This window comes from Fontibacter flavus (assembly GCF_042432905.1).
Taxonomy (GTDB): Bacteria; Bacteroidota; Bacteroidia; order Cytophagales; family Cyclobacteriaceae; genus Fontibacter; species Fontibacter flavus.
The window spans coordinates 153,286-176,009 of sequence record NZ_JBHLWI010000083.1 but is presented as its reverse complement, the minus strand read 5'-3'; the positions used below and the strand labels follow the sequence as shown (position 1 = coordinate 176,009).

At 39.7% G+C, this 22,724-nt stretch carries 23 protein-coding genes; 21 read left to right on the top strand and 2 right to left on the bottom strand.

All coding sequences use genetic code 11. The annotated features are described in order from the left end of the window. From ACFFIP_RS18860 to ACFFIP_RS18850, 3 genes are read left to right on the top strand one after another with little or no spacing between them, the layout of a single operon-like run. Positions 1 to 552, top strand: coding sequence for a KdsC family phosphatase (locus ACFFIP_RS18860; protein WP_382389343.1), 552 nt, complete (start codon positions 1 to 3; stop codon positions 550 to 552). Position 553: 1 nt separating this feature from the next. Next, the gene (gene kdsA, locus ACFFIP_RS18855) at positions 554 to 1,402 is read left to right on the top strand and encodes a 3-deoxy-8-phosphooctulonate synthase (protein ID WP_382389342.1); all 849 of its coding nucleotides are present in this window, start codon (positions 554 to 556) and stop codon (positions 1,400 to 1,402) included. Positions 1,403 to 1,408: 6 nt separating this feature from the next. Next, on the top strand, positions 1,409 to 3,097 hold the full coding sequence (locus tag ACFFIP_RS18850; RefSeq protein WP_382389340.1) for a L,D-transpeptidase family protein: 1,689 nt from the start codon (positions 1,409 to 1,411) through the stop codon (positions 3,095 to 3,097). On the opposite strand, the gene ACFFIP_RS18845 is transcribed toward ACFFIP_RS18850, so the two are convergent. Beyond that, the gene (locus tag ACFFIP_RS18845; protein WP_382389338.1) at positions 3,098 to 3,808 is read right to left on the bottom strand and encodes a murein L,D-transpeptidase catalytic domain family protein; all 711 of its coding nucleotides are present in this window, start codon (positions 3,806 to 3,808) and stop codon (positions 3,098 to 3,100) included. Positions 3,809 to 4,093: 285 nt separating this feature from the next. Between ACFFIP_RS18845 and ACFFIP_RS18840 the strand changes: the two genes are divergently transcribed. From ACFFIP_RS18840 to guaA, 9 genes are all read left to right on the top strand, one after another. Further along, positions 4,094 to 4,504 (top strand): 6-pyruvoyl trahydropterin synthase family protein, encoded by a 411-nt coding sequence (locus tag ACFFIP_RS18840; RefSeq protein ID WP_382389337.1) that lies wholly within the window; start codon positions 4,094 to 4,096, stop codon positions 4,502 to 4,504. Beyond that, positions 4,464 to 5,159: a GTP cyclohydrolase I FolE gene (gene folE / locus ACFFIP_RS18835; RefSeq protein WP_382389336.1), complete on the top strand. Its 696-nt coding sequence runs from the start codon at positions 4,464 to 4,466 to the stop codon at positions 5,157 to 5,159. The genes ACFFIP_RS18840 and folE overlap by 41 nt, the downstream gene beginning before the upstream one ends. 113 nt (positions 5,160 to 5,272) lie before the next feature. Continuing rightward, positions 5,273 to 5,959, top strand: a complete 687-nt coding sequence (locus ACFFIP_RS18830) for an SDR family NAD(P)-dependent oxidoreductase (RefSeq protein WP_382389335.1) — start codon at positions 5,273 to 5,275, stop codon at positions 5,957 to 5,959. 75 nt (positions 5,960 to 6,034) lie between these two features. After that, positions 6,035 to 6,298, top strand: coding sequence for a hypothetical protein (locus ACFFIP_RS18825; RefSeq protein ID WP_382389334.1), 264 nt, complete (start codon positions 6,035 to 6,037; stop codon positions 6,296 to 6,298). A 20-nt stretch (positions 6,299 to 6,318) separates the two neighbouring features. Beyond that, the gene (locus ACFFIP_RS18820; protein WP_382389332.1) at positions 6,319 to 6,762 is read left to right on the top strand and encodes a hypothetical protein; all 444 of its coding nucleotides are present in this window, start codon (positions 6,319 to 6,321) and stop codon (positions 6,760 to 6,762) included. After that, positions 6,759 to 7,388 (top strand): flavin reductase family protein, encoded by a 630-nt coding sequence (locus ACFFIP_RS18815; RefSeq protein WP_382389330.1) that lies wholly within the window; start codon positions 6,759 to 6,761, stop codon positions 7,386 to 7,388. The genes ACFFIP_RS18820 and ACFFIP_RS18815 overlap by 4 nt, the downstream gene beginning before the upstream one ends. A gap of 33 nt (positions 7,389 to 7,421) precedes the next feature. After that, on the top strand, positions 7,422 to 8,438 hold the full coding sequence (locus ACFFIP_RS18810; protein WP_382389329.1) for a ligase-associated DNA damage response exonuclease: 1,017 nt from the start codon (positions 7,422 to 7,424) through the stop codon (positions 8,436 to 8,438). Between the two features lie 26 nt (positions 8,439 to 8,464). Further along, a complete protein-coding gene (locus tag ACFFIP_RS18805) occupies positions 8,465 to 9,469 on the top strand; it encodes a phosphotriesterase family protein (protein WP_382389328.1) in 1,005 nt (334 codons plus the stop codon). 85 nt (positions 9,470 to 9,554) lie between these two features. Further along, positions 9,555 to 11,084: a glutamine-hydrolyzing GMP synthase gene (gene guaA / locus ACFFIP_RS18800; RefSeq protein WP_382389326.1), complete on the top strand. Its 1,530-nt coding sequence runs from the start codon at positions 9,555 to 9,557 to the stop codon at positions 11,082 to 11,084. Between the two features lie 78 nt (positions 11,085 to 11,162). Here guaA and ACFFIP_RS18795 read toward each other — a convergent pair whose 3' ends face one another. Further along, positions 11,163 to 12,617, bottom strand: a complete 1,455-nt coding sequence (locus tag ACFFIP_RS18795) for an NADP-dependent isocitrate dehydrogenase (protein WP_382389325.1) — start codon at positions 12,615 to 12,617, stop codon at positions 11,163 to 11,165. A gap of 227 nt (positions 12,618 to 12,844) precedes the next feature. Between ACFFIP_RS18795 and ACFFIP_RS18790 the strand changes: the two genes are divergently transcribed. The 9 genes from ACFFIP_RS18790 to ACFFIP_RS18750 all read left to right on the top strand — a co-directional run bounded on the left by ACFFIP_RS18790 (position 12,845) and on the right by ACFFIP_RS18750 (position 22,669). Further along, complete coding sequence (locus ACFFIP_RS18790) at positions 12,845 to 13,630, top strand: enoyl-CoA hydratase/isomerase family protein (RefSeq protein WP_382389324.1); 786 nt, start codon at positions 12,845 to 12,847, stop codon at positions 13,628 to 13,630. Between the two features lie 20 nt (positions 13,631 to 13,650). Beyond that, positions 13,651 to 15,174, top strand: a complete 1,524-nt coding sequence (locus ACFFIP_RS18785) for an oligosaccharide flippase family protein (RefSeq protein WP_382389323.1) — start codon at positions 13,651 to 13,653, stop codon at positions 15,172 to 15,174. Next, positions 15,171 to 15,605 (top strand): dUTP diphosphatase, encoded by a 435-nt coding sequence (dut, locus tag ACFFIP_RS18780; protein WP_382389321.1) that lies wholly within the window; start codon positions 15,171 to 15,173, stop codon positions 15,603 to 15,605. The genes ACFFIP_RS18785 and dut overlap by 4 nt, the downstream gene beginning before the upstream one ends. A 163-nt stretch (positions 15,606 to 15,768) precedes the next feature. Beyond that, a complete protein-coding gene (locus ACFFIP_RS18775) occupies positions 15,769 to 17,499 on the top strand; it encodes a tetratricopeptide repeat protein (RefSeq protein WP_382389320.1) in 1,731 nt (576 codons plus the stop codon). Beyond that, positions 17,492 to 18,229, top strand: coding sequence for a lipoprotein insertase outer membrane protein LolB1 (gene lolB1, locus ACFFIP_RS18770; protein WP_382389319.1), 738 nt, complete (start codon positions 17,492 to 17,494; stop codon positions 18,227 to 18,229). The genes ACFFIP_RS18775 and lolB1 overlap by 8 nt, the downstream gene beginning before the upstream one ends. Positions 18,230 to 18,231: 2 nt before the next feature. After that, positions 18,232 to 19,476 carry a murein hydrolase activator EnvC family protein gene (locus tag ACFFIP_RS18765; protein ID WP_382389318.1) on the top strand — a complete coding sequence of 415 codons (1,245 nt, stop codon included), beginning with the start codon at positions 18,232 to 18,234 and terminating at the stop codon, positions 19,474 to 19,476. A 113-nt stretch (positions 19,477 to 19,589) separates the two neighbouring features. After that, a complete protein-coding gene (tatA, locus tag ACFFIP_RS18760) occupies positions 19,590 to 19,793 on the top strand; it encodes a twin-arginine translocase TatA/TatE family subunit (RefSeq protein ID WP_382389316.1) in 204 nt (67 codons plus the stop codon). A gap of 21 nt (positions 19,794 to 19,814) precedes the next feature. After that, positions 19,815 to 21,245, top strand: a complete 1,431-nt coding sequence (gene gatA, locus ACFFIP_RS18755; RefSeq protein WP_382389315.1) for an Asp-tRNA(Asn)/Glu-tRNA(Gln) amidotransferase subunit GatA — start codon at positions 19,815 to 19,817, stop codon at positions 21,243 to 21,245. A gap of 14 nt (positions 21,246 to 21,259) precedes the next feature. Beyond that, a complete protein-coding gene (locus tag ACFFIP_RS18750; RefSeq protein ID WP_382389314.1) occupies positions 21,260 to 22,669 on the top strand; it encodes a lytic transglycosylase domain-containing protein in 1,410 nt (469 codons plus the stop codon). The last annotated feature ends 55 nt before the right edge of the window (positions 22,670 to 22,724 follow it).

Genomic DNA, 22,724 nt, shown 5'->3' with positions numbered 1-22,724 from the left:
ATGAAGCAATACCTTTCTGGAGTCACAGAAGATTTAAAAATAAAGGCAGAAAAAATTAAATTGCTTATCACAGATGTAGATGGTGTACTTACTGATGGTGGCATCATTTACGATGACCATCAAGTAGAATATAAGCGTTTCAATGTCAAAGATGGATTTATCGTAGCCCCATTAAGGAAAAGCGGGGTTCTTGTCGGCGCCATCACCGGCAGAAACTCCAAGGTGGTGGAAAACAGATGCGAAGAATTGAAATTTGACTTTCATTACCATGGGATTCGGGATAAGGCAAAGAAGCTGGAAGAGATCCTTGAGGTCTTGGAAATCAATTTGGAAGAGGTGGCCTATATTGGGGATGATCTGATTGATTTGCCTTTGCTTTTAAAAGTTGGATTGTCAGCAAGTCCTGCAGATGCATTGCCCTATGTGAGCGAACATGTGGATTTTGTCAGCACTTTAAACGGAGGGCAAGGTGTCTTCAGAGAAGTGGCAGATTTAATTCTCCAGTCCAAAGGGCAGTTGTCAGAAATCATTGAAAAATACTTAAATCAATAAAATGGAAAAATTTACCCAGCCTATGCATGTCACCAAAGAGGTGGTTTTAGGAAGTGATAAGCCTGTCTTATTTGCGGGTCCTTGTGCCGTAGAAAGCTTTGATATCTGTATGGAGATAGGCTCTACGGTCAAAGAGATTGCCGAGAAGCATGGTTTTTCCTATGTTTTCAAAGCTTCATTTGACAAGGCTAACAGGACGTCATCTTCTTCTTTTAGAAGTATCGGAATGGATCAATCACTTGCTGTTCTTGAAAGGGTCGGTAAGGCGCTGAATGTCCCTTTAGTGACAGATATTCATGAGAGCTATCAGGCGGCAGAAGTGGCAGCAGTAGTGGATGTGCTTCAGATCCCTGCATTTTTGTGCAGACAGACAGACCTTTTACTGGCAGCGGGTAATACGGGTAAGGCAGTAAAGATCAAAAGGGGACAGTTCATGGCACCAGAAGATATGCAATATGCGGTATCAAAAGTGAGATCTACTGGCAATCAAAACGTGTGCTTAACAGAAAGAGGCTTTTCATTGGGGTATCACAATTTGGTAGTTGATATGAGGGGCTTGCCTATAATGAGACAATTTGCTCCGGTTGTATTTGACATTACTCACAGTATACAGCAGCCAGGTGGCATGGGAGGTTCTAGTGGAGGACAAAGAGAGTTTGCGCCGTTCTTGGCAAGAGCGGCGGCGGCTACGGGGATTGATGGGTTTTTCATAGAAACACATCCCGAGCCTGCAAAGGCGCTTAGTGACGGTCCAAATATGATCCCTTTGGCAAAAATGGATGAATTTATTGCCATGCTCAAGGAAGCTTGGGTATTGGGAAGAAAATTTGAAAATTTTAAAGTGAACTAAGTTGTAATGATAGAACCAAAGAGATTTCTTTTTTTGATTTTTTTTATGTTGATGGCTTTTGAGTCTTTCTCACAAGAAGGCCAATCAGATAATGGGATTGATTTTTTTATCAGGAATCAGCTTGAACTGGATAATCCTGAAGCAAGAAAAAGAGTAGGAGGCACAACGCTTTTTAGCTCTGTGGTTATTCAGAGGTTTTATCAAGAAAGGAGTTTTCATCCAGCATGGTTAGTGGATAAAAAATTAACCGAGCGGGCATATGAGATGCGCTATGAAATCCAGCAGGCTAAATTTGACGGATTAAACCCCAGTGATTATCATTTGGGGCCTATAAATTCTTATTTTGATAAAATAGAGAAAAGAAAGGAAGGTGGTGATGGCCTGACAACTTTAGAATATGCGACACTCGATTTACTGCTTACTGATGCTTTTATTATGTTGTCCTCTCATTTATACCTGGGCAAGGTTGATCCGGATAATTTGAAAACATCTTGGGGTATACAAAGAACAGCTCCTGAACTTAAGATTGATCAAAGATTGGAAAAAGCTATTCAAGAAGGCAGTCTTAGAAAAAGTATTGAGGAGCTGTATCCCTCTTTCACTGTGTATAAAAAGATGAGGGACGGATTAAGGGAGTTGTATAATTATCAAGGAAAGTATCTTAGTGAAACCAATATTTCATGGAAGCCTTTAAAACTAAGTAAATCTATTAAGCAACAAGAATTTCATGATCTTATCCCTGATATCAGGCGTCGTTTAATGTTTTGGGGGTTCTTGGATGTCTATGAGTTTGACCAAGAAAAGTATTATGACTCAATTATGGAAGTAGGAGTCAAGAAGCTCCAATACCGGCATGGTATGGTCCAGGATGGGGTTATAGGGCAAGGTACAATACAGGCTTTAAACCAGAGCCCTGAAGACCTTATTATAACTGCCCGAGTCAATATGGAAAGACTAAGGTGGCTACCGGATAACCTTAAAGAACAGGAGCTAATTCTGGTCAATACTGCAAATTTTCAATTAGATTATATCCAAAGAAAGGATACTGTGCTGAGCTCAAGAGTGATTGTCGGCAAGAGCTACCATTCCACACCACAATTTAGTGCAGAAATGTCTTACATCGTTTTCAGCCCTACCTGGACGGTTCCTAACTCCATTACCAGGAATGAAGTAATCCCTGCGGTAAAAAGAAATCCAAATTATTTGGCCAGAAATAATATGAAAGTATTGACGGCATCTGGTGCTGAAGTCTCACCTGGCTCCATCGATTGGGGTAAAGTGAATCCCAGATCATTTCCTTATATCATCAGACAGGAACCCGGAGAAAACAATTCCTTGGGACTTGTCAAATTTATGTTTCCGAATAAGTTTAGTGTTTACATCCATGATACTCCCGCAAGGTCCTTATTTGAAAGGGAGGATAGGGCTTTGAGTCATGGCTGCATCCGTTTACAGAAGCCTTTTGAGTTAGCAAAACTTTTACTTGCATTTGATCCTACTTGGACTGATGAAGTTATCAGGGAAAATATGCATTTGAAAAAGGAAAAAATTGTGATGTTGGATAGAAAAATCCCCGTTGTTGTCCTTTATTTAACCTATTGGGCAGACAGCAAGGGGGATTATTTCTTTAGAAGAGACCTTTATTCCAGAGATGGTGAAATATTTAAGGCTCTTCAAGAAGTAAGGGTTTATTGATCAGGAGTTTAGGATATTTGATTTTTGTAAATATTCCTGATCATTTCCGAAAATAAACAGCACAGATTTATCTTTGATCATGTCAATGACTTCTGCTGCAATTTCATGAGGAAGAGCAGGGCATCCAAGGCTTCTTCCCAATCTTCCTGTTTGTACGATGAATTCCTCTTTGGCATAATCTGCACCATGGATCACAATGGCCCGGTCTCTTGCTTTGTCATTAAAGCCCCTTTCCAGACCGTCAAGTCGAAGGGAATAACCATGTTTACCTTGGTAGGTTTCAGCTGTCAGGTAAAATCCAAGGCTGCTCATGTAAGAGGAGCTGATGTTTGAAAATTTCTGCGCCATAAGATCTCCGGAATTTCTTCCATGGGAAACATGTCCATGATGAAGTATAGATCCATCATGCATGTCTATAATCCACATGCGTTTCTCTGAAGACGGCAGCGTGAAATCAATAACGGTCAAAGGCTTTCCTTGGGGAATTTTTCCTTCCTCCTGCAGTTTGAAATAACCTTTGATGCCATAACTCAAAACATCTCTTTGTGGGAGATCTTTTTCAGCATTTGAAACATTGGTACTGACCATTTCTATGATATGGTCTTCAAGTGAACGCTCCTCATGATGAATCGCGGGAGAACTGCTTACTAAGAATGTACTTGAAAAGGTACCGCTAATGAATAGGGTGATGAATAAGGTGATTTTTTTCATTACTCTTACAAATGTTATTTTGGAATAAAAAGTTCCAAATGCAGTGATCTGCAAATCAACGACATGATTTTGTAAAAATAATTTTAATATTGGGATTTCACTACAGTAAAAAAACAGAGATTGCAGATTGGAACTGATTGAAGCTAATTTGGTGTTTATTAGGCTCTTGGAAAATCAGTCTCTAGTTGAATATGAAAAGCATTGAAAATCAATTCTTTAATTTATTTGTTTAAAGAAAATAAAAAATAATTAAACAAAAATAAAAGCATTACTGTTTGATAAACGATGAAAGTAGCAGTTTACAGAAAAGAGCATTTTAATGCTGCGCACAGGTTGCACAATCCAAATTGGTCTGATGAGAAAAATCAGGAAATATTTGGAAAATGTAATAATCCCAACTTCCACGGACACAATTATGAGTTGATTGTGAAACTTGAAGGACCAGTGGACGAGCATACAGGGTACGTATATGATATGAAAATCCTTAGCGACCTGATTAAGGAAAATATACTCAACAGATTTGATCATAAAAATTTAAACCTAGATACCGATGAATTCAAACATCTCAATCCAACGGCGGAAAATATTGCTGTGGTTATTTGGAATATTCTAAGGGCAAAAATTGAAACTAAATACGATCTAACAATTCGATTATATGAAACAGAAAGAAACTTTGTTGAATACAGCGGGAATTGATTTTTCCAAAAACATAGATGAATTAGGGGATGAGCATATTGGAACCTCCCATGATACACCTCTTAGAGAAGATGCCTTTGAGATGGATGATGAGATCAAAATAGAATTGATCGAAAAGCATTTTAGAGAAATTATGCACGTCTTGGGTTTGGATCTCACCGATGATAGTTTGAGGGGCACACCAAGAAGAGTTGCTAAAATGTATATCAAGGAAATTTTCAGTGGCCTTGATCCAAAAAACAAGCCTGACGCCAAACTTTTTGAGAATAAGTATAAATACAATGAGATGTTGGTAGAAAAGGACATTACCTTTTACTCCAACTGTGAACATCATTTCGTGCCAATATATGGAAGAGCTCATGTAGCTTACATATCAAATGGTTTTGTAATTGGATTATCTAAAATCAACAGGATTGTCCAATATTTTGCAAAGAGACCTCAGGTTCAGGAAAGACTGACCATGCAGATCGGGAATGAGCTGAAGCAGATCCTAGGAACCGAAGATGTTGCGGTGATTATTGATGCACATCATATGTGTGTTTCTTCTAGAGGTATTCAGGATGTGAACAGTTCCACGGTTACTTCTTTTTACAGCGGTAAATTTGAAACTGACGAAAATACCCGAAGGGAATTCATGAAATATATCAGTTTATAAGAATTATATTGAAAACTAAACCAGAATAGACCGGACAGCATGTTCCGGTCTTATTTTTTTGTCCTTTTTTAAACATTATTTGAGTCATTTGATTAAATAAATAAAGTGGAATTATGGAAAATAAGAACGTTGTAGTCATAGGTGGAAACTCCGGTATAGGTGAAGCTGTAGTTGAGGAACTGAAACATGCAGGTGCAAATGTTTTTGCATACTCCAGAAGTGGACAGGCAGGCAATTCGTTGGATGTCAGAGATGATTTTGATGCAATAGAGGGTTTGCCAGATGTAGTGGACGGTGTAGTGTATTGCCCGGGTACCATAAATCTCAAACCCTTCCATAGGTTCAGTGTGGCTGATTTTAGGTCAGATTATGAAGTCAATGTACTCGGTGCTGTCAAGGTATTACAGGCCTGTATGAAATCACTGAAAAAATCTCCATCTGCATCAGTAGTGCTTTACAGCACGGTTGCGGTGAGTGTTGGCTTGGGTTTTCACGCATCTATATCCAGTGCAAAAGGGGCAGTGGAGGGATTGGCAAAGTCTCTAGCTGCTGAGTGGGCACCTTTTAAAATCAGGGTTAATGTTATTGCCCCATCACTTACCGACACCCCACTCGCTGCCCAATTATTGGGTAATGAAGATAAGAAAGAAGCGTCCAGTAAGAGACATCCCTTAGGAAGATATGGACAGCCTGAGGATATCGCTTCAGCTACTTTGTTTTTACTTTCAGATGGGGCATCTTGGATGACAGGCCAAGTACTTCATTTGGATGGAGGGATGTCTTCAATAAAGGGCATTTGAAAAATTGTTTAAACAATAGGGCAAGAATTAGTGTAGTTAATAAGGGTATACTCCCAGAGTTTAAAGTACGAGAATATGAGGACTCCACCGGAATCATTTTTGATTTTCAAGGAAGAATTGGAAAAAGCAAGACTTGAAAAAGAAAAGCTGAAGAAAGAATACGAAGCCAAGCTGGAAAATATGAATAAGGAATTAGAAAGGTTAAAAGAGCAGATCCAGTCCCAACAGGAACTGATCAAGACAACCTTGGATTATGCGATTCGTTTAGAAGAGAATCTGGGTAGTTTTAAGGAGGAAGTAAGTAACGGGAAGAACTTGAAAAACCGTTCATTTCATTAATCCAATTCACCAACAGTATCATGAATACAACAGCTGAAATAATGGAGCTTAATAATTTTGAGTTATTGTTAGACTTGAGATATGCCAAAGTATACGCCAATTCTGAAAAAGGCATCATCATTTGTAAATTGCTGACAGATTATATTCCAATAGAAGACTTCAAGGATACTTTCAATCAAATCAGTGGGATAGTTGAGAAGGGAAAATTTGATAAGTTTATCTTTGATAAAAGGGCTTTAAGAGCTTTTCACCAGCCTAGCATGGAATGGTATTTTCTTAATTGGAAGAATAAGATGCTTGAATTGGGTATTGACAAGCACAGAAAGATTCTTCCGGAAGAAAAGTGGTTTGAAAAAATGGTGATGATCGCCAAAGAACAAATTCTCAAAAACAATCCAGATAACATCATCCATCTTTTGGACATTAAATATTGCGATTCAATTGAACAAGCGATCTTAGTATGATGAAACATTTTGATAAGGCCTCCATATTGGAGGCTGAGTCTTTTTACAGAAGAGATTTGATCAATAGCCTGTCAGGATATAAGAGCCTTAATCTGATAGGAACGAAAAGTAAAGAGGGACTAACTAACCTCGCACCTTTTTCGCAGGTTTTTCATATAGGTGCGACTCCTCCGTTAGTAGGGGTTTTGTTCAGACCACATTCAGTTGAGAGGCATACACTTGAAAATATTCTTGATACTGCTGCTTTTACATTAAATCATGTTACAGAGGGTTTTTATCGTCAAGCCCACCAAACGGCAGCTAGGTATGAGGGATCTGAATTTGAAGCAACAGGGATAGGAGAAGAATATTACTTGGATTTTTTTGCGCCATTTGTAAAAGGGAGTCCTTTACAAATAGGGTGTAAATTAGAAGAAACCCAGGTCATTAAGGCTAATGGGACTGTTTTGGTTGTAGGAGCAATAGAACATATTTGGGTTGATGAGAAGGGGGTGAGGATGGATGGTTCACTCGATCTAAACGCCTTGGGAACAGTAACAGTAACTGGTTTGGATGAGTACCATTTGGGACAAAAAATAGGCAGATTAAGTTATCCCAAACCGGGACGGGATTTGGTGGAAATTTGATTAAATTTTAGATCTAATCATTGAAGGTCCATTTTGGAAGAAAAAAAACTTTTGGAGCTTAAACCGCAAGGACTCTATTGTCCTCAGGCTGATGTTTTTATTGATCCTTGGAAACCTGTGGACAAAGCTGTGATAACCCATGCCCATTCAGATCATTTCCGATGGGGGATGAAGCATTACTTGGCACATCACCATTCAGAAAATGTAATGAAGCTTCGTCTTGGTCAGGATATTTCTTTGCAGACCATTGGGTATGGGGAATCATTGGAGATAAATGGAGTTAAGTTGTCTTTTCACCCGGCAGGACATATTCCGGGATCTGCTCAGATAAGACTTGAATACAAAGGGAAGGTTGCCGTGGTGAGCGGTGATTACAAACTGGAAGATGATGGCTTGTCTGTTCCATTTGAACCTGTTCGATGCCATGAATTTATATCGGAATGTACTTTTGGATTGCCTGTTTACAAGTGGGAAGCTCAAGATGAGGTTTTTGGAAAAATCAATAAGTGGTGGAAGAACAATGCTGAAAATAACAGAAACTCTGTGATTTTTGCTTATTCTTTAGGAAAGGCCCAAAGGGTGTTAAACCATTTGGATGCGAGTATTGGGGAAGTTTTTGTGCATGGTTCTGTATGGAATACCAATCAGGCACTAATAGCGAATCAAGTAAAAGTGTTGGATGCGCCGAAAGTTACTGCTGAAATGCCCAAGTCAAAATTTAAGGGTGCAATCATTATTGCCCCTCCTTCTGCTATTGGCAGCTCTTGGATGAAGAAGTTTGCGCCTTACAGAACGGCAGTCTGTTCAGGATGGATGAGTGTCCGTGGAACAAGAAGAAGGAGGGCTGTTGATTCCGGGTTTGTTCTATCCGATCATGCAGACTGGGAAGGTCTCATTTCAGCCATAAAAGGCACGGGGGCAGAAAAAGTTTTTCTGACACATGGAAGTACTGCGGTGTTTGGGAGGTACTTGGAAGAAGTTGAAAAAATTCATGCAGTAGAACTCAAAACGCTCTTTCAAGGTGAGAGCAGTAGCCTGGATGAGGATTAAACGATTTTTATTAAATTGGGGATGATATGAAAAAAACACATTTCCTGCTGCTTTTCTTATGGTGGTTTTCTTCTTGCGGACCTTCAGCAACAAACACTAGTACTAAAATAATAACTGTCGAAGGTGATATTAAACCTGATGCGATGGGGATTACTTTAATTCATGAGCATGTTCTGGTGGATTTTATTGGAGCGGATTCTACAGGTTTTCATAGATGGGATAAGGATGAAGTGGTTTCTTTTCTGACTCCGTATATAGAAGATGCAAAAAAAAGAGGAGTAAGAACCATGGTGGAATGTACACCTTCATTTTTGGGCAAGGATCCTGAACTTTTAAAAATGCTTTCTGAGAAGACAGGCATGCAATTTTTGACCAATGTTGGCTTTTATGGTGCGGTTTCCGGGAAATACCTTCCTCCATATGCCAAAGAAGCAACTGCAGAAGAGCTTGCGGACATATGGGTAAAAGAGTTTGTTGAAGGAATTGGGGACACAGGGATTAAGCCTGGATTTATTAAAATTTCCGTGAATGAAGGAGCTGTTCTTTCTGAAATGGATCAAAAACTGGTAAAAGCAGCTGCGCTTACGCATTTGCAAACGGGCTTGTTGATAGTTTCTCATACCGGGATTTGGAAGACTGCAAATCCTCAAATTGAACTATTAAAATCAATGAAAGTGGACCCTCAAAACTTTGTTTGGGTTCACGCCCAAAATGAACAGGATTTTGAGAATTATCGCTTGGCTGTTAAGCAAGGTGTTTGGATCAGTTTGGATGGGGTTGTTTGGGATGTACAGGGGCACTTGGAAAGGTTGGAGTTTTTTCGAGATCAACTAGGTCTTGATAGGGTTTTGATTTCACATGATGCTGGTTGGTACAGTCCTGGGAAAATGGATCAAGGAGACTTCAAGGGGTATACCGGACTTTTTGATGAATTGCTGCCCAAGCTGAAAGAAAATGGGTTTTCAAGTGCTGAAATAAACAAGATGCTTATGGAAAATCCAAGGAAAGCCTTTGCCGTTAAAAGGTATTAAGGTAAGCTAGATTCAATTGCAAAATAATCTTCTGAAAATATTCGAAAATCTTTTCTCATTTTATTGAGGCTGTGTACCTTTGCACATGGCAGAACAGATACTCATTCTTGATTTTGGTTCCCAGTATACGCAGCTCATCGCCCGAAGAGTCAGGGAACTCAATGTTTATTGCGAAATTCACCCATTTAATAAAATTCCTGAAATCACTCCAGATATTAAAGGTGTGATTTTGTCAGGAAGTCCCTGCTCGGTCAGAGATGAGGGTTCCCCTGATATTGATTTGGATAGTTTGAGAGGTAAACTTCCTGTACTGGGCGTTTGCTACGGATCCCAATTATTGGCCCACAAGTATGGAGGAGAAGTTCTCCCTTCCGAGATAAGGGAATATGGCCGTGCAAATCTGGATCACATTGACCTGCATTATGACCTTCTTAAAGAAATGACCCATGGGTCTCAAGTTTGGATGTCACATGGAGATACCATCAAAGAATTACCGGAGGGCTTTGAGGTGATTGCCAGTACATCTTCTGTACAGGTAGCGGCTTTTAAAGTGCAGGGAGAGGAAACTTATGGCATTCAGTTTCACCCGGAAGTTACCCATTCACTTGAAGGGAAAAACCTGTTGAGAAATTTTGTGGTCAATATTTGCGGATGTTCCCAGGATTGGACTTCAGACATGTTTGTCGACACCTCTGTGGCAGAACTTAAGCTTAAGCTTGGCAATGACAAGGTGGTCATGGGCTTGTCAGGTGGGGTAGATTCATCTGTGGCTGCCACCTTGATTCACAGAGCAATAGGAGATAACCTTACCTGTGTGTTTGTAGATAATGGGCTTTTGAGAAAAAATGAATTCGAAGAAGTGTTGCATTCCTATAAAGACATGGGATTGAATGTAATCGGAGTCGATGCAAAGCAGCGGTTCTATGATGCATTGTCAGGTTTGACAGAGCCCGAAGCAAAGCGTAAAGCGATAGGAAGGGTATTTATTGAGGTATTTGATGATGAAGCGCATAAAATTGAAGGTGTGAAGTGGTTAGGTCAGGGGACAATTTATCCTGATGTGATCGAGTCAGTTTCAGTGAAGGGTCCATCTGCCACCATCAAATCTCACCACAATGTTGGAGGATTGCCTGATTTCATGAAGCTTTCAGTAGTGGAGCCCTTGAATACTTTGTTCAAAGATGAAGTAAGAGAAGTAGGTAGAGCACTGGATATTCCCGAAACTATTATTGGAAGACATCCTTTCCCCGGTCCTGGTTTAGCAATCAGAATTTTAGGAGACATCACTGCTGAGAAAGTTAAAACACTTCAGGAAGTAGATCATATCTTCATCAAGGGGCTTAAAGACCATGGACTCTACGACGAGGTTTGGCAGGCAGGAGCCATCTTGTTGCCTATTCAATCCGTCGGAGTGATGGGTGATGAGAGGACTTACGAAAAGGTGGTAGCGCTTCGTGCTGTTGGTTCAGTAGATGGTATGACTGCAGATTGGATACATCTGCCTTATGAATTCCTTGGCAAAATGTCCAATGAAATCATCAATAGGGTAAAAGGTGTAAATAGAGTCGTTTATGATATTTCTTCAAAACCACCTGCAACTATTGAGTGGGAATAAAAATCCGAGTTGATGTTAAAAAAAACAACCCAGGTCTTTCGGCCTGGGTTGTTTTTTTGTATTGATTTTTCTTTTAATTTATTCGCCTTGGGCAAGGGAAAATCCTCTCACACCGTCGAATGCATAAAGATGTTCGGTTTTGATAAAATCAAAGCCTAGGTCTTTCACCTGTTTGAGCAGGTCAATGACATCTTCATGTGAGATGACAGACTGCTCGGCAGTTTTGAATCTGCATCTCCAGTGGTCAGTACAGAAAGTTTCAGGCATACCGTCAGGGAACACTTTTACACCCCTATTGGTGATCAACTGAAGTTTAAGTCCATTGGCGTCTGCTTTCCTGAGTCTTTCACCGATGACATCAGGGTTTCTGTTGTCCTCGTCCCAGTCAATGAATATATCTACGCCAATTAATTCTTTCTTAGCTTTTTTGACAGGCTTCAATTTGATGCTCAAAGGTGTTGTGGAGGATTTGTCAAAAGTAGCAGGAACCATATTGCTTGGCTTTTGGCCTAATCTCTCAATGATCGCCTGTGCAAATTCCTGCGTGCCTGCTTTTTTAGAAGAAATACCTTCCTGATAAATATCTCCGGTATGAATGCCGTCCTCTAATGTTTTCATCCAGGCATTGGCAATCTTTTCAGCAATCTCAGGTTGGCCAATATGTACCAACATCATGATAGCACCATTTAGCAATCCTGATGGATTGGCAATGTCCATACCGGCAATATCCGGAGCAGAACCATGAATTGCTTCAAACATAGCAACCTCTTCGCCAACGTTGGCAGATCCGCCAAGACCAACTGAACCGGTTACTTGAGCAGCAATATCTGAAATGATATCACCATAAAGGTTCAAGGTTACAATTACGTCGAAAATTTCCGGTCTCTCAGCGATCAAAGCAGAACCGATATCAATAATCTTGTGGTCAGTCTCAATTTCTGGGTATTCTTTTGCGATTTCGTCAAAAGTTTTGTGGAACAGACCATCTGCCAGCTTCATGATGTTGTCTTTTGTCATGCAAGTGACCTTCTTACGGCCATATTTTTTAGCATATTCAAAAGCATATCGGATGATTTTTTCAGAACCTGGTTGGGAGATCAATTTCAGCGTCTGATACACTTCTTGTGTCTGCCTGTGTTCAATGCCTGCATAAAGATCTTCCTCATTTTCCCTGATGATGACCATGTCTGTCTTAGGGAAATGGGTTTTGATGAAAGGTGAATAAGCCTTACAAGGTCTTACATTGGCAAAAAGGCCAAAAGATTTACGGGTCGTGACATTAAGACTTTTAAAACCTCCACCTTGAGGGGTGGTAATTGGGGATTTTAAAAATACTTTAGTTTCTCTGAGGGATGCAAAAGATTTTGGTTCCATGCCGGAGCTGATCCCTTTTAAATATACCTGCTCACCTATTTCGATCACATCATACTCCAGTTGTGCACCTGCCGCATCTAGGATGTTAAGGGTGGCTTTCATGATTTCCGGTCCAATACCATCTCCGTAGGCTACGGTTATTTTTCTTTTTGAGGACATATGTAAAATTGATTTTATTGAAATTTCAAAGTCCACAAAAATAGCAAAATTTGGCAGATTTGGCCGGTAAAACTATTCTAATTTAGCAGAATAATGATTGTAGTTGCAAAATCCCCAAAATGGCTGTAAATCAAAGGTAAGTGCGCAGACTGTTGTGTTTTTCTTAGAAATGCTTTGGGAATGTACGTACTGCTTGTATATTTGATTTCCAACAATCAACTATTTCTATGGCTGATAGCAATAACATCCTATCCGAAGAAAAAGAAGGCATTTTGTACTTGACTGTTAATAGAGAGTCTAAGCTGAATGCACTCAACTTCGCAACATTGGAAGAAATTAGGAATATTTTCAATGAAGTTGCTGATAACAAAGATATTAAGTCAGTAATCATAACGGGTTCTGGAGATAAAGCATTTATCGCTGGAGCAGATATCAGTGAAATTGCTGAGCTCAATGAGTTAAATGCGAGAAAATTCGCTGAAAACGGTCAGGAAATTTTCAGTTTGATCGAAAATTGCCACAAGCCAGTAATTGCAGTGGTCAATGGCTTTGCACTTGGTGGTGGTTGTGAACTGGCAATGGCCTGTCACATAAGGGTAGCCACCGCAAATGCCAAATTCGGTCAGCCTGAAGTGAATTTGGGGATAATCCCCGGATACGGTGGTACGCAGCGTCTGACATTTCTGGTTGGAAGGGGTAAAGCAAATGAATTGATGATGACAGGTGATATGATCGGGGCTGAGGAAGCAAGAGAACTTGGGCTTGTCAATCATGTGCTGCCAACAAAGGCAGAAGCGATGACTAAGGCGGAAGAAATTTTGAAAAAAATAATGAGCAAAGCTCCTCTTGCAATAGGGATGATTGTAGATTGTGTCAATGCTGTCTATATTCAGGAAGAAAATGGTTACCAAACAGAGGCAAACAGTTTTGCCCGATGTGTCAAATCAGGTGACTATAAAGAAGGCACGAGAGCTTTCCTTGAAAAAAGAAAACCGGTATTCAAAGGGGAGTAATTCCCCTTTTCTTTTTTGAAATGGGCCAACTCAAGAAACTAGCAGGGCAAACTGCCATTTATGGCATCAGCAGTATTATTGGCAAAACCATTAACTTTTTACTTCTGCCCATATATACTGCCTATTTGGACAAGGAGTCTTTAGGCTCTTTCACTGCCATTTACGCATTTATTGCCTTTTTGAATATTTTGTTTACCTACGGGATGGAGACTACCTATTTCCGTTTTGCAACAGGAAAAGGTCTTGATCCACAGAAAGTTTATGCCCAAATCCAATCCTTGCTGATCACAAGTGCCTTATCCATGGGTGCAATTATTTATTTGAGCTCAGCTTCATTGGCCACATGGCTTGGATATGAAGGGCAAGAACATCTGTTTAGATGGATGGCTTGGATTTTGGTGATAGATGCGGTTTTGGCGATACCTTATGCAAAGCTTAGAAAGGAAAATAAAGCACTGCAATTCGCACTTACCAAACTGGCCAATATCCTTTTAAATGTAGGTTTCAATATCTTCTTTATCGTTTTTTGCTTTCATGTTTGGTCAGGCGATATTTTTCCTGTTCTTAAGGACCTGATAGGAATCATTTATAAACCGAATTGGGGGGTTGATTATATTTTGCTTTCTAATTTGATAGCAAATGCCTTGATGGTTCCCTGGTTATTTAAGCTTTCCGGGAAGTTTACATTTGGGATTGAAAAAGCAGTTATCAAACCTATGTGGCATTATGCTGTGCCCTTGCTGTTTATGGGGCTTGCGGGAGTGACCAATGAAGTGTTCTCCAGAGGACTATTTGAGTACCTGCTCCCTGATAATTTTTATGAAGGCTTGAGTTCCAGGGAGGCCGGGGGAGTTTTTGGAGCCAATTTCAAACTGGCCATTTTTATGAATTTGGTGATTCAGGCTTTTAAATATGCCGCAGAACCTTTCTTTTTTAATCAGTCTACAGATAAAAACAGTCCTGAACTTTTTGCCAAGGTGATGCATGCCTTTGTGATTTTCTGTTCGACCTTAATGGTGCTTATTTCTGTCAATTTGGATATTCTCGGTAAAATATTCCTTAGAGACCCAGGGTATTGGGAAGCACTTAATATTGTCCCAGTTTTATTGATGGGATATCTCTTTTTAGGGATTTATTTTAACCTCAGTATATGGTTTAAACTTACAGATCAAACCAAATATTCCTTTTATATCACTTTACTTGGCGCTATAGTCACAGTACTGGTTATCTTTCTTCTTGTGCCGGTGTTTGGGTATATGGGGGCCGCTCTCAGTACTTTAGCCAGTTATTTTATCATGTCAGTGGTTTGTTATTGGTACGGGCAAAAATACTTCCCCATTCCTTATCAATTGTCCAAAGGTTTGTTTTATCTTTTTTTAGGCTTTAGCCTGAGTTATTTGGGTTTTTATATGGAATTTGAAATTCCTGTCATTCAATTTATGTTGAAAAATGGACTTGTGATTCTATTTGTTATCGTAGTTTTGTTTTTTGAAAAAAAGCAGGTAGAAGAATTCAAAAGTCAGTTTAATAAAAGAAAATCATGAAAGTAAAAGTCATCAATCAGTCCAAGCATTCACTTCCCGAATACCAGACACCATTAGCTGCTGGATTAGATCTGAGGGCTAATTTAGAAGTTCCGGTGACCATTGGTCCATTGGAAAGGCAATTGATTGGTACAGGCCTTTTTATTGAGTTACCTGAAGGTTATGAAGCACAAGTGCGTCCAAGAAGTGGTTTGGCTTATAAGCATGGACTAACAGTCCTTAATACTCCTGGTACAATTGATGCCGACTATAGAGGTGAAGTGAAAGTCCTTTTAGTCAATTTGTCCAATGAACCTTTTGTTGTTCAGGATGGAGAAAGGATTGCCCAAATGGTAGTGGCCAAGCATGAACAGATAAAATGGGAGGCAGTGGAAGTGCTTTCAGAAACCCAAAGAGGTGCGGGAGGCTATGGAAGTACAGGGAAATCATAAGAATGGACCTACAGTTTAGCCTTTATGAAAGAAAGAGGTATTGACATTTTGACAATACGAACAAAAAGGCATTAAGTTTGTGTTATTGCCTTAAAGAGAACTATTGGAATGCTTCTTCCGTAAAGCTCAAATCAGAAGCCATATAACGCATAATAACTGTTAAGTGAAAATCAATCTTAAGTTCATATTAGTATTTACTTTTACTTTGATGGTGGTTCTACCGGGTTTTGCCCAGGTAAAACTTTCCAAAAAGGAAAAGAAAGAACAGCTGCGTGAAGCAAGGGCTTCCCGTCTTTTTATAGATGGCCAAAGATTCCTGATGTTGGAAGATTTTGACCGCGCGTATTTTTATTTTCAAAAAGCAAAAGAAATCAGTCCTGATGAGGCAGCTATAAATTTCAAGATTGCAGAGATTCTACTTCGAGCCAATAGGGTGGGTGAAGCCATGGAGTATGGTTTAAAGGCAGTTGAGGCCGATCCGGACAACAAGTATTATAACTTGGTGATGGCTGAAGCATATTCCAAGCAGGGTAACCCAAAAAAAGCAGCTGAGATATTGGAGAACCTGATGTCTAATACGGAAGAAAATCAAAATTATATCCTTGATTTAGCATCGCTTTACCTGACTTCTGGTGATTTTGATAATGCTCTGGATGCATTGACGAGAGCGGAGGAGTATTATGGAATGGCAGAACAATTGACCATTCAAAAACAAAGGATTTTGCTCAGAAGGAATGACCTGAGCAGTGCAATACAAGAAGGGGAAAAGCTGATAGAAGCACATCCTGGCAATTCGCAGTATGTGCTAAATCTTGTAGAAATACTATTCAATAATGGGCGGATAGACCAAGCAATTAAACTAGTGGAATCTTCTTTGGATTCCTATCCCAATCAACCGGACCTGCAATTGGCAGCCTATGCTTTGTATAAGGAGAAAGGAAATATTGATACAGCTGAAAGGCTGATGGTTGCTGCTTTTTCAAATCCAGATCTTGAAGGTAGGGTAAAGGCAGAGGCTTTTTCTGATTTATTGCAGGAAATGAAGACTGCAAGAAGGGATTCATTGATGACTGTTTTGGTTAAGGAGTTGGAAGAGCATCATCCCAACGATCCTGATGTTTTGACTATTTTGGGTGACAGGCTATATTTCAATAATCAAAAAAAGGAAGCTCTTACTTATTATAAAAAAGCAATTACAGTTTCCCCTTCGAATGCCCAGGTTTTACAAGGCATCATCACCATCATGTTTGAACTCGGAGAAGATTATGCTGATATTGAAAAGTATACCATAACAGCAGTGGATGAATTTCCGGAAAAGTCAGAGTTTTGGTTTTTTGATGGTACTGCAAAATTGGCACAGAAAAAGGGGGAGGAAGCGGTAGCTTCATTATTGAGCGCCATTGAAAACAATGCAGGTAAAAATAAACCTTTGAACCTATTGATCATGGCTTCCTTGGGTGATGCTTATCATCAGGTTGGTAAAAAAGAAGAAGCTTTTCGAGCTTATGATGAAGTTTTGGCAGCGAAGCCGGATGATGAACATGTGTTGAACAATTATGCCTACTTCTTATCGTTGGCTAAAAAGGACTTGGACAAAGCCAAGGGAATGTCAGAACAGTTGGTTAAAAAATTTCCAAACAATTCTACCTATCTCGATACGCATGCCTGGGTGCTCTTTCAATTGAAAGATTATGAGAATGCCAGGCTATTTATGGAAAGAGCCCTTGAATTAGAAGAAAAACCAAGTGGGGTGATGCTTGAGCATTATGGCGACATCCTTTACCATCTCGGTAACAGAAAGGAGGCTTTAAGCTATTGGAAAAAAGCAGAGGGGGGAGAAGAAACTTCAGCGTTTTTGATCAAGAAAATTAAGGAGCAGAGATATTATGATTAGGTTATTTTTAGGGATTTTATTGGTTTTTTCCTTTTTAATTATCGGATGTGCAAAAAAACCAAACCTGTATACTTCCGATGAGGTTATGCAGGAATTTGAGCCTACTTATTTTGATTTTGACTATTTGACAGTCAGAGGTAGGATAGTCATTGAAGAAGCAAATGGGAAAACAACAAGGGGGACCATAAACTTTAGGGCTAAAAAAGACAGTATTATTTGGTTCAGTGTTACTCCAGGTTTAGGACTAGAGGCATTTAGAGGTGCTATTACCAAGGATAAGGTTAGGATTAAGGATAGGTTAAATGGAGGGGATATCAACATGAGCTTCAAGGAAATTGAAGACAGGTATGAGTTGAATTTGAGTTTAGATTTGATTCAAAATATGATTTATGCCAATATTCCGCATGAATTCAGCTATAGAGATAGGTTAATCCGTGTAGGTCAATACTTTGAATTGACCCAGACAAGGGATGATGTCAGGTACCATTCCCGGGTAAGTACAAGGCACGGCAAGGTTGAAGAGCTGAACAGCACTTCCATGTCAGGTAAAGGAACACTATTGGCAAATTATCCTACCTTTGAAGATATCGGCAATCAGCCTTTCCCAAATAAAATGCTTCTGAAAGTGTCCTACAATTCCCCGGAGGGCCAGCAAGTTGCCATTATTAATTTGGAAATGACTAGAATTGAGATAGTTGATTCACTTCTAACATTTCCTTTTCAGTTTTAGCGATGAGAATATCTTTGTCTTTTTTCTTTGCTGCTTTAATGGTCTGGATGATTTCCCATCAGGAAATCTATGCCCAGACGAGAAAGAGCAGGGCGGATTTAGAAAGGGAAAAAGCAGAGATCCAAAAGAGATTGCTTGAATTTGACCAAATACTAAAGAAAACAGCAGAAACAAAGAAAGTTTCTGTAGGTCAGCTCAATGCAGTCAATAAGCAGCTTCAGAACAGGATTAGTTATATCAATACTCTGAATAGAGAAGTGCGGTTATTGGATACTGAAATAAGAGAAACAGAATCCAAGATCACTAATCTTGAAAAGGATTTGAAGAATCTTAGGGAAGAATATTCCGGAATGATTTACACTTCCTCTAAGTTGAATCAGGGTATGACTATGACTGCTTTCGTTTTCAGTTCAGATACTTTCAAGCAGTTTTACATGAGATTGAAATATCTCAAGCAATATTCAGATGCCCGTAAAAAACAAGTTGAACAGATTGAAAAGGTGACTCTTGAACTGGCAGACCAGCGGAAAATGCTGGAACAGAAGAAGACTGATAAACAGGAAGTGCTTCAGCAGGAACAACAGCAAAAACAGCAGTTGGACAAGGCCAAGCAGGAACAGCAGGGAATTGTCAATACCCTTACCCAACAGGAACAGGATCTCAGGAAACAGATCGCCGCTGCCAAAAAGCAGCAGGAAAATCTCAATAAGATGATCAAAGCGATCATTGAGGAAGAGATAAGGAAGGCAGAAGCAGAAGCTAAAAAAGCAAATTCCACAGCTTCACGAGCATCAGGAAGTAGTATTCCGTTGACCCCAGAAGCAGCGGCACTTTCATCTTCTTTTGCAGGAAACAGGGGTAAATTGCCGTGGCCGGTAGAGAGTGGCTTTATTTCAAGACCATTTGGTACACATCCGCATCCTACCCTGAAGGGTATTACTGAGGATAACGACGGTGTGGATATACAGACTACACCCAATGCAAGTGTTAGGGCTGTCTTTGATGGGGAAGTGATCAAAATCGGAACAATTCCTGGCTATGGGGGGACAATAGTGGTCCGTCATGGAGAATATTATACCATGTATAGCAAGCTAAAGGTCATTTCTGTCAAATCAGGGCAAAAAGTTACAGCCAAGCAGGTTCTCGGTCAGGTCTATACCAATAAGGAAGGCGTGGCAGAGGTTCATTTTGAGACCTGGAAAGGCTTGCAGCCTTTGAATCCATCCATTTGGCTAGCAGGGCGATAAAACAAATAATTCGTATATTTATAAAAAAACAGAGATATGAATGCAGCTTTCTTTTGTGTTAGACTGATGCTAGCGTATCTTTGTAATAATTTAAAATCCTAAACAAATTCATCATGACAACATTGGGTTTCTTTCAAAATATGGGTGGAGGATCTATTATCCTTATCGTCTTGGTGATTCTCCTGCTTTTTGGAGCTAAGAGAATCCCTGAATTGGCAAGAGGGCTAGGCAGAGGAATCAGAGAATTCAAAGATGCCACCAAAGAAATTCAGGATGACCTAGAAGAAGGTCTGAAAGAAAAGAAGAAAAAAGACTAAACGGAACCAAAGATAAATACCTTGGAAAAATTCCATTCATTTGACGAGATAAAAAAGTCGCTTGAAAATGGGGAGACCGATTGTAAAGCGATAGTAAATTATTATCTACAAAACATTCAGACGAAGGCGCATCTCAACGCCTTCGTTGAAGTTTATAAGGATTCTGCATTGGAGCAAGCAGCCAAAGTGGATGAAAAAATAGCTTCAGGCAAGTCCGGTAGGTTGGCGGGTATGGTAATAGGCATCAAGGACGTCCTGGTTTACAAAGACCATGAAGTCAATGCTTCCAGCAAAATACTGGGAGGTTTTGTCTCTCAGTTTACGGCAACCGCCGTCCAAAGGCTTATAGATGAAGATGCCATAATCATAGGTAGACTGAACTGTGATGAATTTGGGATGGGGAGTTCGAATGAGAATTCCGTGCATGGTAAAGTATTGAATGCTGCTGATGAAACAAGAGTTCCTGGAGGTTCCTCCGGCGGCTCAGCAGTGGCAGTTCAGGCCAATTTATGTACAGTGTCTTTAGGTACTGATACAGGTGGGTCTGTGAGGCAGCCAGCGGCTTTTACCGGGTTGGTTGGCATAAAACCAACTTATTCCAGGGTTTCCAGATGGGGCTTGATTGCTTATGCATCTTCTTTTGACACTATTGGTGTGTTTTCGAGAAATGTGAGGGACAATGCCTTGGTCATGGAGATAATGGCTGGACCTGATAATTTCGACAGCACTGCATCAAGAAAGCCTGTCCCTCATTATTCTGAACTACTGCATTTTGATAAAAGAGCAAAAGTTGCTTTTTTGACTGAAACATTGGAGTCACCTGCGCTGCAGCCGGAAATAAAAGAGAATACGCTTGCGGTACTTGATAAATTGAAGCAAGAAGGGCATACGGTTGAAGAAGTACATTTCCCCTTGTTGAAATATGTATTGCCGACTTACTATATCCTGACCACGGCAGAGGCGAGTTCAAATTTGTCTAGGTTTGATGGGGTGAAATATGGATACAGAACTCCAAATGCCCATAATTTGGAAAGTATGTATAAAAAAACAAGATCTGAAGGCTTTGGAGAAGAAGTGAAAAGGCGTATTATGCTTGGGGCTTTTGTGCTAAGTGCAAGTTATTATGATGCATATTTCACAAAAGCACAGAAGGTAAGAAGATTGATCAAGGAATTCACAGAGAATTTATTGACAAAATATGACTATATTATTATGCCGACAACGCCATCAACAGCGTTTAAATTTGGAGAGCATAGTAATGACCCTGTAGCCATGTATCTTGAAGATTTGTTTACTGTACAAGCTTCAGTTTCAGGGGTGCCTTCCCTTTCTTTGCCTAATGGCACAGATAAACAAGGGTTACCAATAGGTATACAGGTTATGGCAAACTCTTTCAAAGAGGCTGAGCTATATGCTTTTGCCAATTACTTAATGGATTTAAAAATTAATTAAAACAGCACCTGATCATGAAAAAAATTATCCCTTCCATCATTTCCGCAGTATCGATGATGTTAATGGTTAATCATCTGAGTCATGGTCAGGAGCTTTTTGGTATCAACAATACTTCAATTGAGGAAGAAACCATCATTCCTTCCTATCAGTTTGAATATATTCCTGATTTTACATACGCTGAGGTGGCTGGACGTATCAAAGCAATGGATACAGAAATGTCATTCGAGTTAAATGATAGGATTTTTTCTTTTATCAACTATTTCACTGTTCGCAATAGGGAGTATACCAAAATGGTACTAAAGCGGAAAGATATTTTCTTTCCCCTTTTTGAAGAAACATTGGCACATCATGATATGCCTGATGACATCAAGTTTTTGGCAATCATTGAGTCGGGATTAAATCCAAGAGCAAGATCAAGAGTTGGCGCTATGGGTTTGTGGCAATTTATGCCGGCTACAGGCAGGATGTATAATCTTGAAGTGAATCGGGATATTGACGACAGGATGGATCCTGAATTAGCTACAGAAGCAGCCGCAAAGTATTTGAAATCTCTTTATAGAATGTTTGGAAATTGGGAAGTGGCTTTGGCAGCATACAATTGTGGGCCGGGTAATGTGAGAAAAGCAATCCGAAGATCAGGGGGGAAAACGACTTTTTGGGGTATATATGATTATTTGCCAAGGGAGACAAGGAGCTATGTTCCCCAGTTTCAGGCAATGATGTATGTGTTACGTTATGCGGAAGAGCATAATTTTATACTTGAAAACCCCACATATCCTATTGTCTATGAGAAAGTAATTTTCAATCAGGAATTGGATCTTGAACAGTTGGCAACAATGGCTTCTATTTGTATTGAAGATTTAGAAGAACTTAATCCTTCTATCCAGAATAGGTTATTGCCAAGTTCCCATCAGCATTTTGCTTTGAGGATTCCAAAAAACAAGGCCTTTCAGATAACCGAAGAGAAAGAATACTACGCTTCCGCAGTGAAGCTCAGTCCGGAAAGAATCGCAGAGTTAAGAACTGCAAGTGCTCCAGTTGCACCTGTGTCTGTAAAGGCTTCAGTTCCGAATAATGCTGAAAGAATTGCTTATAAAGTAAAATCCGGAGATGTGTTGGGATCTATTGCCCAAAGACATGGTACTACTGTGACGAATATCAAATCATGGAATAACTTATCTTCCAATACGATCAAGGTGGGGCAAATTCTGCACATATATTCAAACAGGGCACCTTCTTCGAATACTTTGGCGGATAACAACAGTCAATCAGGGGATAATCCAAGATATTATACTGTTCAGCCAGGAGATTCTCTTTGGTTGATTTCCAAAAAACTTAACGGAGTTACCGTTGACCAGATAAAACGTTTAAATAACCTCAACACCAATTCTATCAAGCCGGGGCAGAAACTAATCATAGGATAACTATTTTGTTAGTAAAATTTTTTAAAGCTTAGGAATAATTTCTAAATTGGGGAGG

Coding starts and splice junctions, on each gene's coding strand:
- ACFFIP_RS18820 (WP_382389332.1), top strand. CDS start 6,319: ATGAATACAACAGCTGAAATAATGGAGCTTAATAATTTTGAGTTATTG.
- ACFFIP_RS18750 (WP_382389314.1), top strand. CDS start 21,260: ATGAAAAAAATTATCCCTTCCATCATTTCCGCAGTATCGATGATGTTA.
- ACFFIP_RS18850 (WP_382389340.1), top strand. CDS start 1,409: ATGATAGAACCAAAGAGATTTCTTTTTTTGATTTTTTTTATGTTGATG.
- ACFFIP_RS18860 (WP_382389343.1), top strand. CDS start 1: ATGAAGCAATACCTTTCTGGAGTCACAGAAGATTTAAAAATAAAGGCA.
- guaA (WP_382389326.1), top strand. CDS start 9,555: ATGGCAGAACAGATACTCATTCTTGATTTTGGTTCCCAGTATACGCAG.
- ACFFIP_RS18830 (WP_382389335.1), top strand. CDS start 5,273: ATGGAAAATAAGAACGTTGTAGTCATAGGTGGAAACTCCGGTATAGGT.
- ACFFIP_RS18815 (WP_382389330.1), top strand. CDS start 6,759: ATGATGAAACATTTTGATAAGGCCTCCATATTGGAGGCTGAGTCTTTT.
- ACFFIP_RS18790 (WP_382389324.1), top strand. CDS start 12,845: ATGGCTGATAGCAATAACATCCTATCCGAAGAAAAAGAAGGCATTTTG.
- ACFFIP_RS18840 (WP_382389337.1), top strand. CDS start 4,094: ATGAAAGTAGCAGTTTACAGAAAAGAGCATTTTAATGCTGCGCACAGG.
- ACFFIP_RS18765 (WP_382389318.1), top strand. CDS start 18,232: ATGAGAATATCTTTGTCTTTTTTCTTTGCTGCTTTAATGGTCTGGATG.
- ACFFIP_RS18845 (WP_382389338.1), bottom strand. CDS start 3,808: ATGAAAAAAATCACCTTATTCATCACCCTATTCATTAGCGGTACCTTT.
- ACFFIP_RS18785 (WP_382389323.1), top strand. CDS start 13,651: ATGGGCCAACTCAAGAAACTAGCAGGGCAAACTGCCATTTATGGCATC.
- tatA (WP_382389316.1), top strand. CDS start 19,590: ATGACAACATTGGGTTTCTTTCAAAATATGGGTGGAGGATCTATTATC.
- dut (WP_382389321.1), top strand. CDS start 15,171: ATGAAAGTAAAAGTCATCAATCAGTCCAAGCATTCACTTCCCGAATAC.
- ACFFIP_RS18825 (WP_382389334.1), top strand. CDS start 6,035: ATGAGGACTCCACCGGAATCATTTTTGATTTTCAAGGAAGAATTGGAA.
- lolB1 (WP_382389319.1), top strand. CDS start 17,492: ATGATTAGGTTATTTTTAGGGATTTTATTGGTTTTTTCCTTTTTAATT.
- ACFFIP_RS18795 (WP_382389325.1), bottom strand. CDS start 12,617: ATGTCCTCAAAAAGAAAAATAACCGTAGCCTACGGAGATGGTATTGGA.
- folE (WP_382389336.1), top strand. CDS start 4,464: ATGAAACAGAAAGAAACTTTGTTGAATACAGCGGGAATTGATTTTTCC.
- ACFFIP_RS18805 (WP_382389328.1), top strand. CDS start 8,465: ATGAAAAAAACACATTTCCTGCTGCTTTTCTTATGGTGGTTTTCTTCT.
- kdsA (WP_382389342.1), top strand. CDS start 554: ATGGAAAAATTTACCCAGCCTATGCATGTCACCAAAGAGGTGGTTTTA.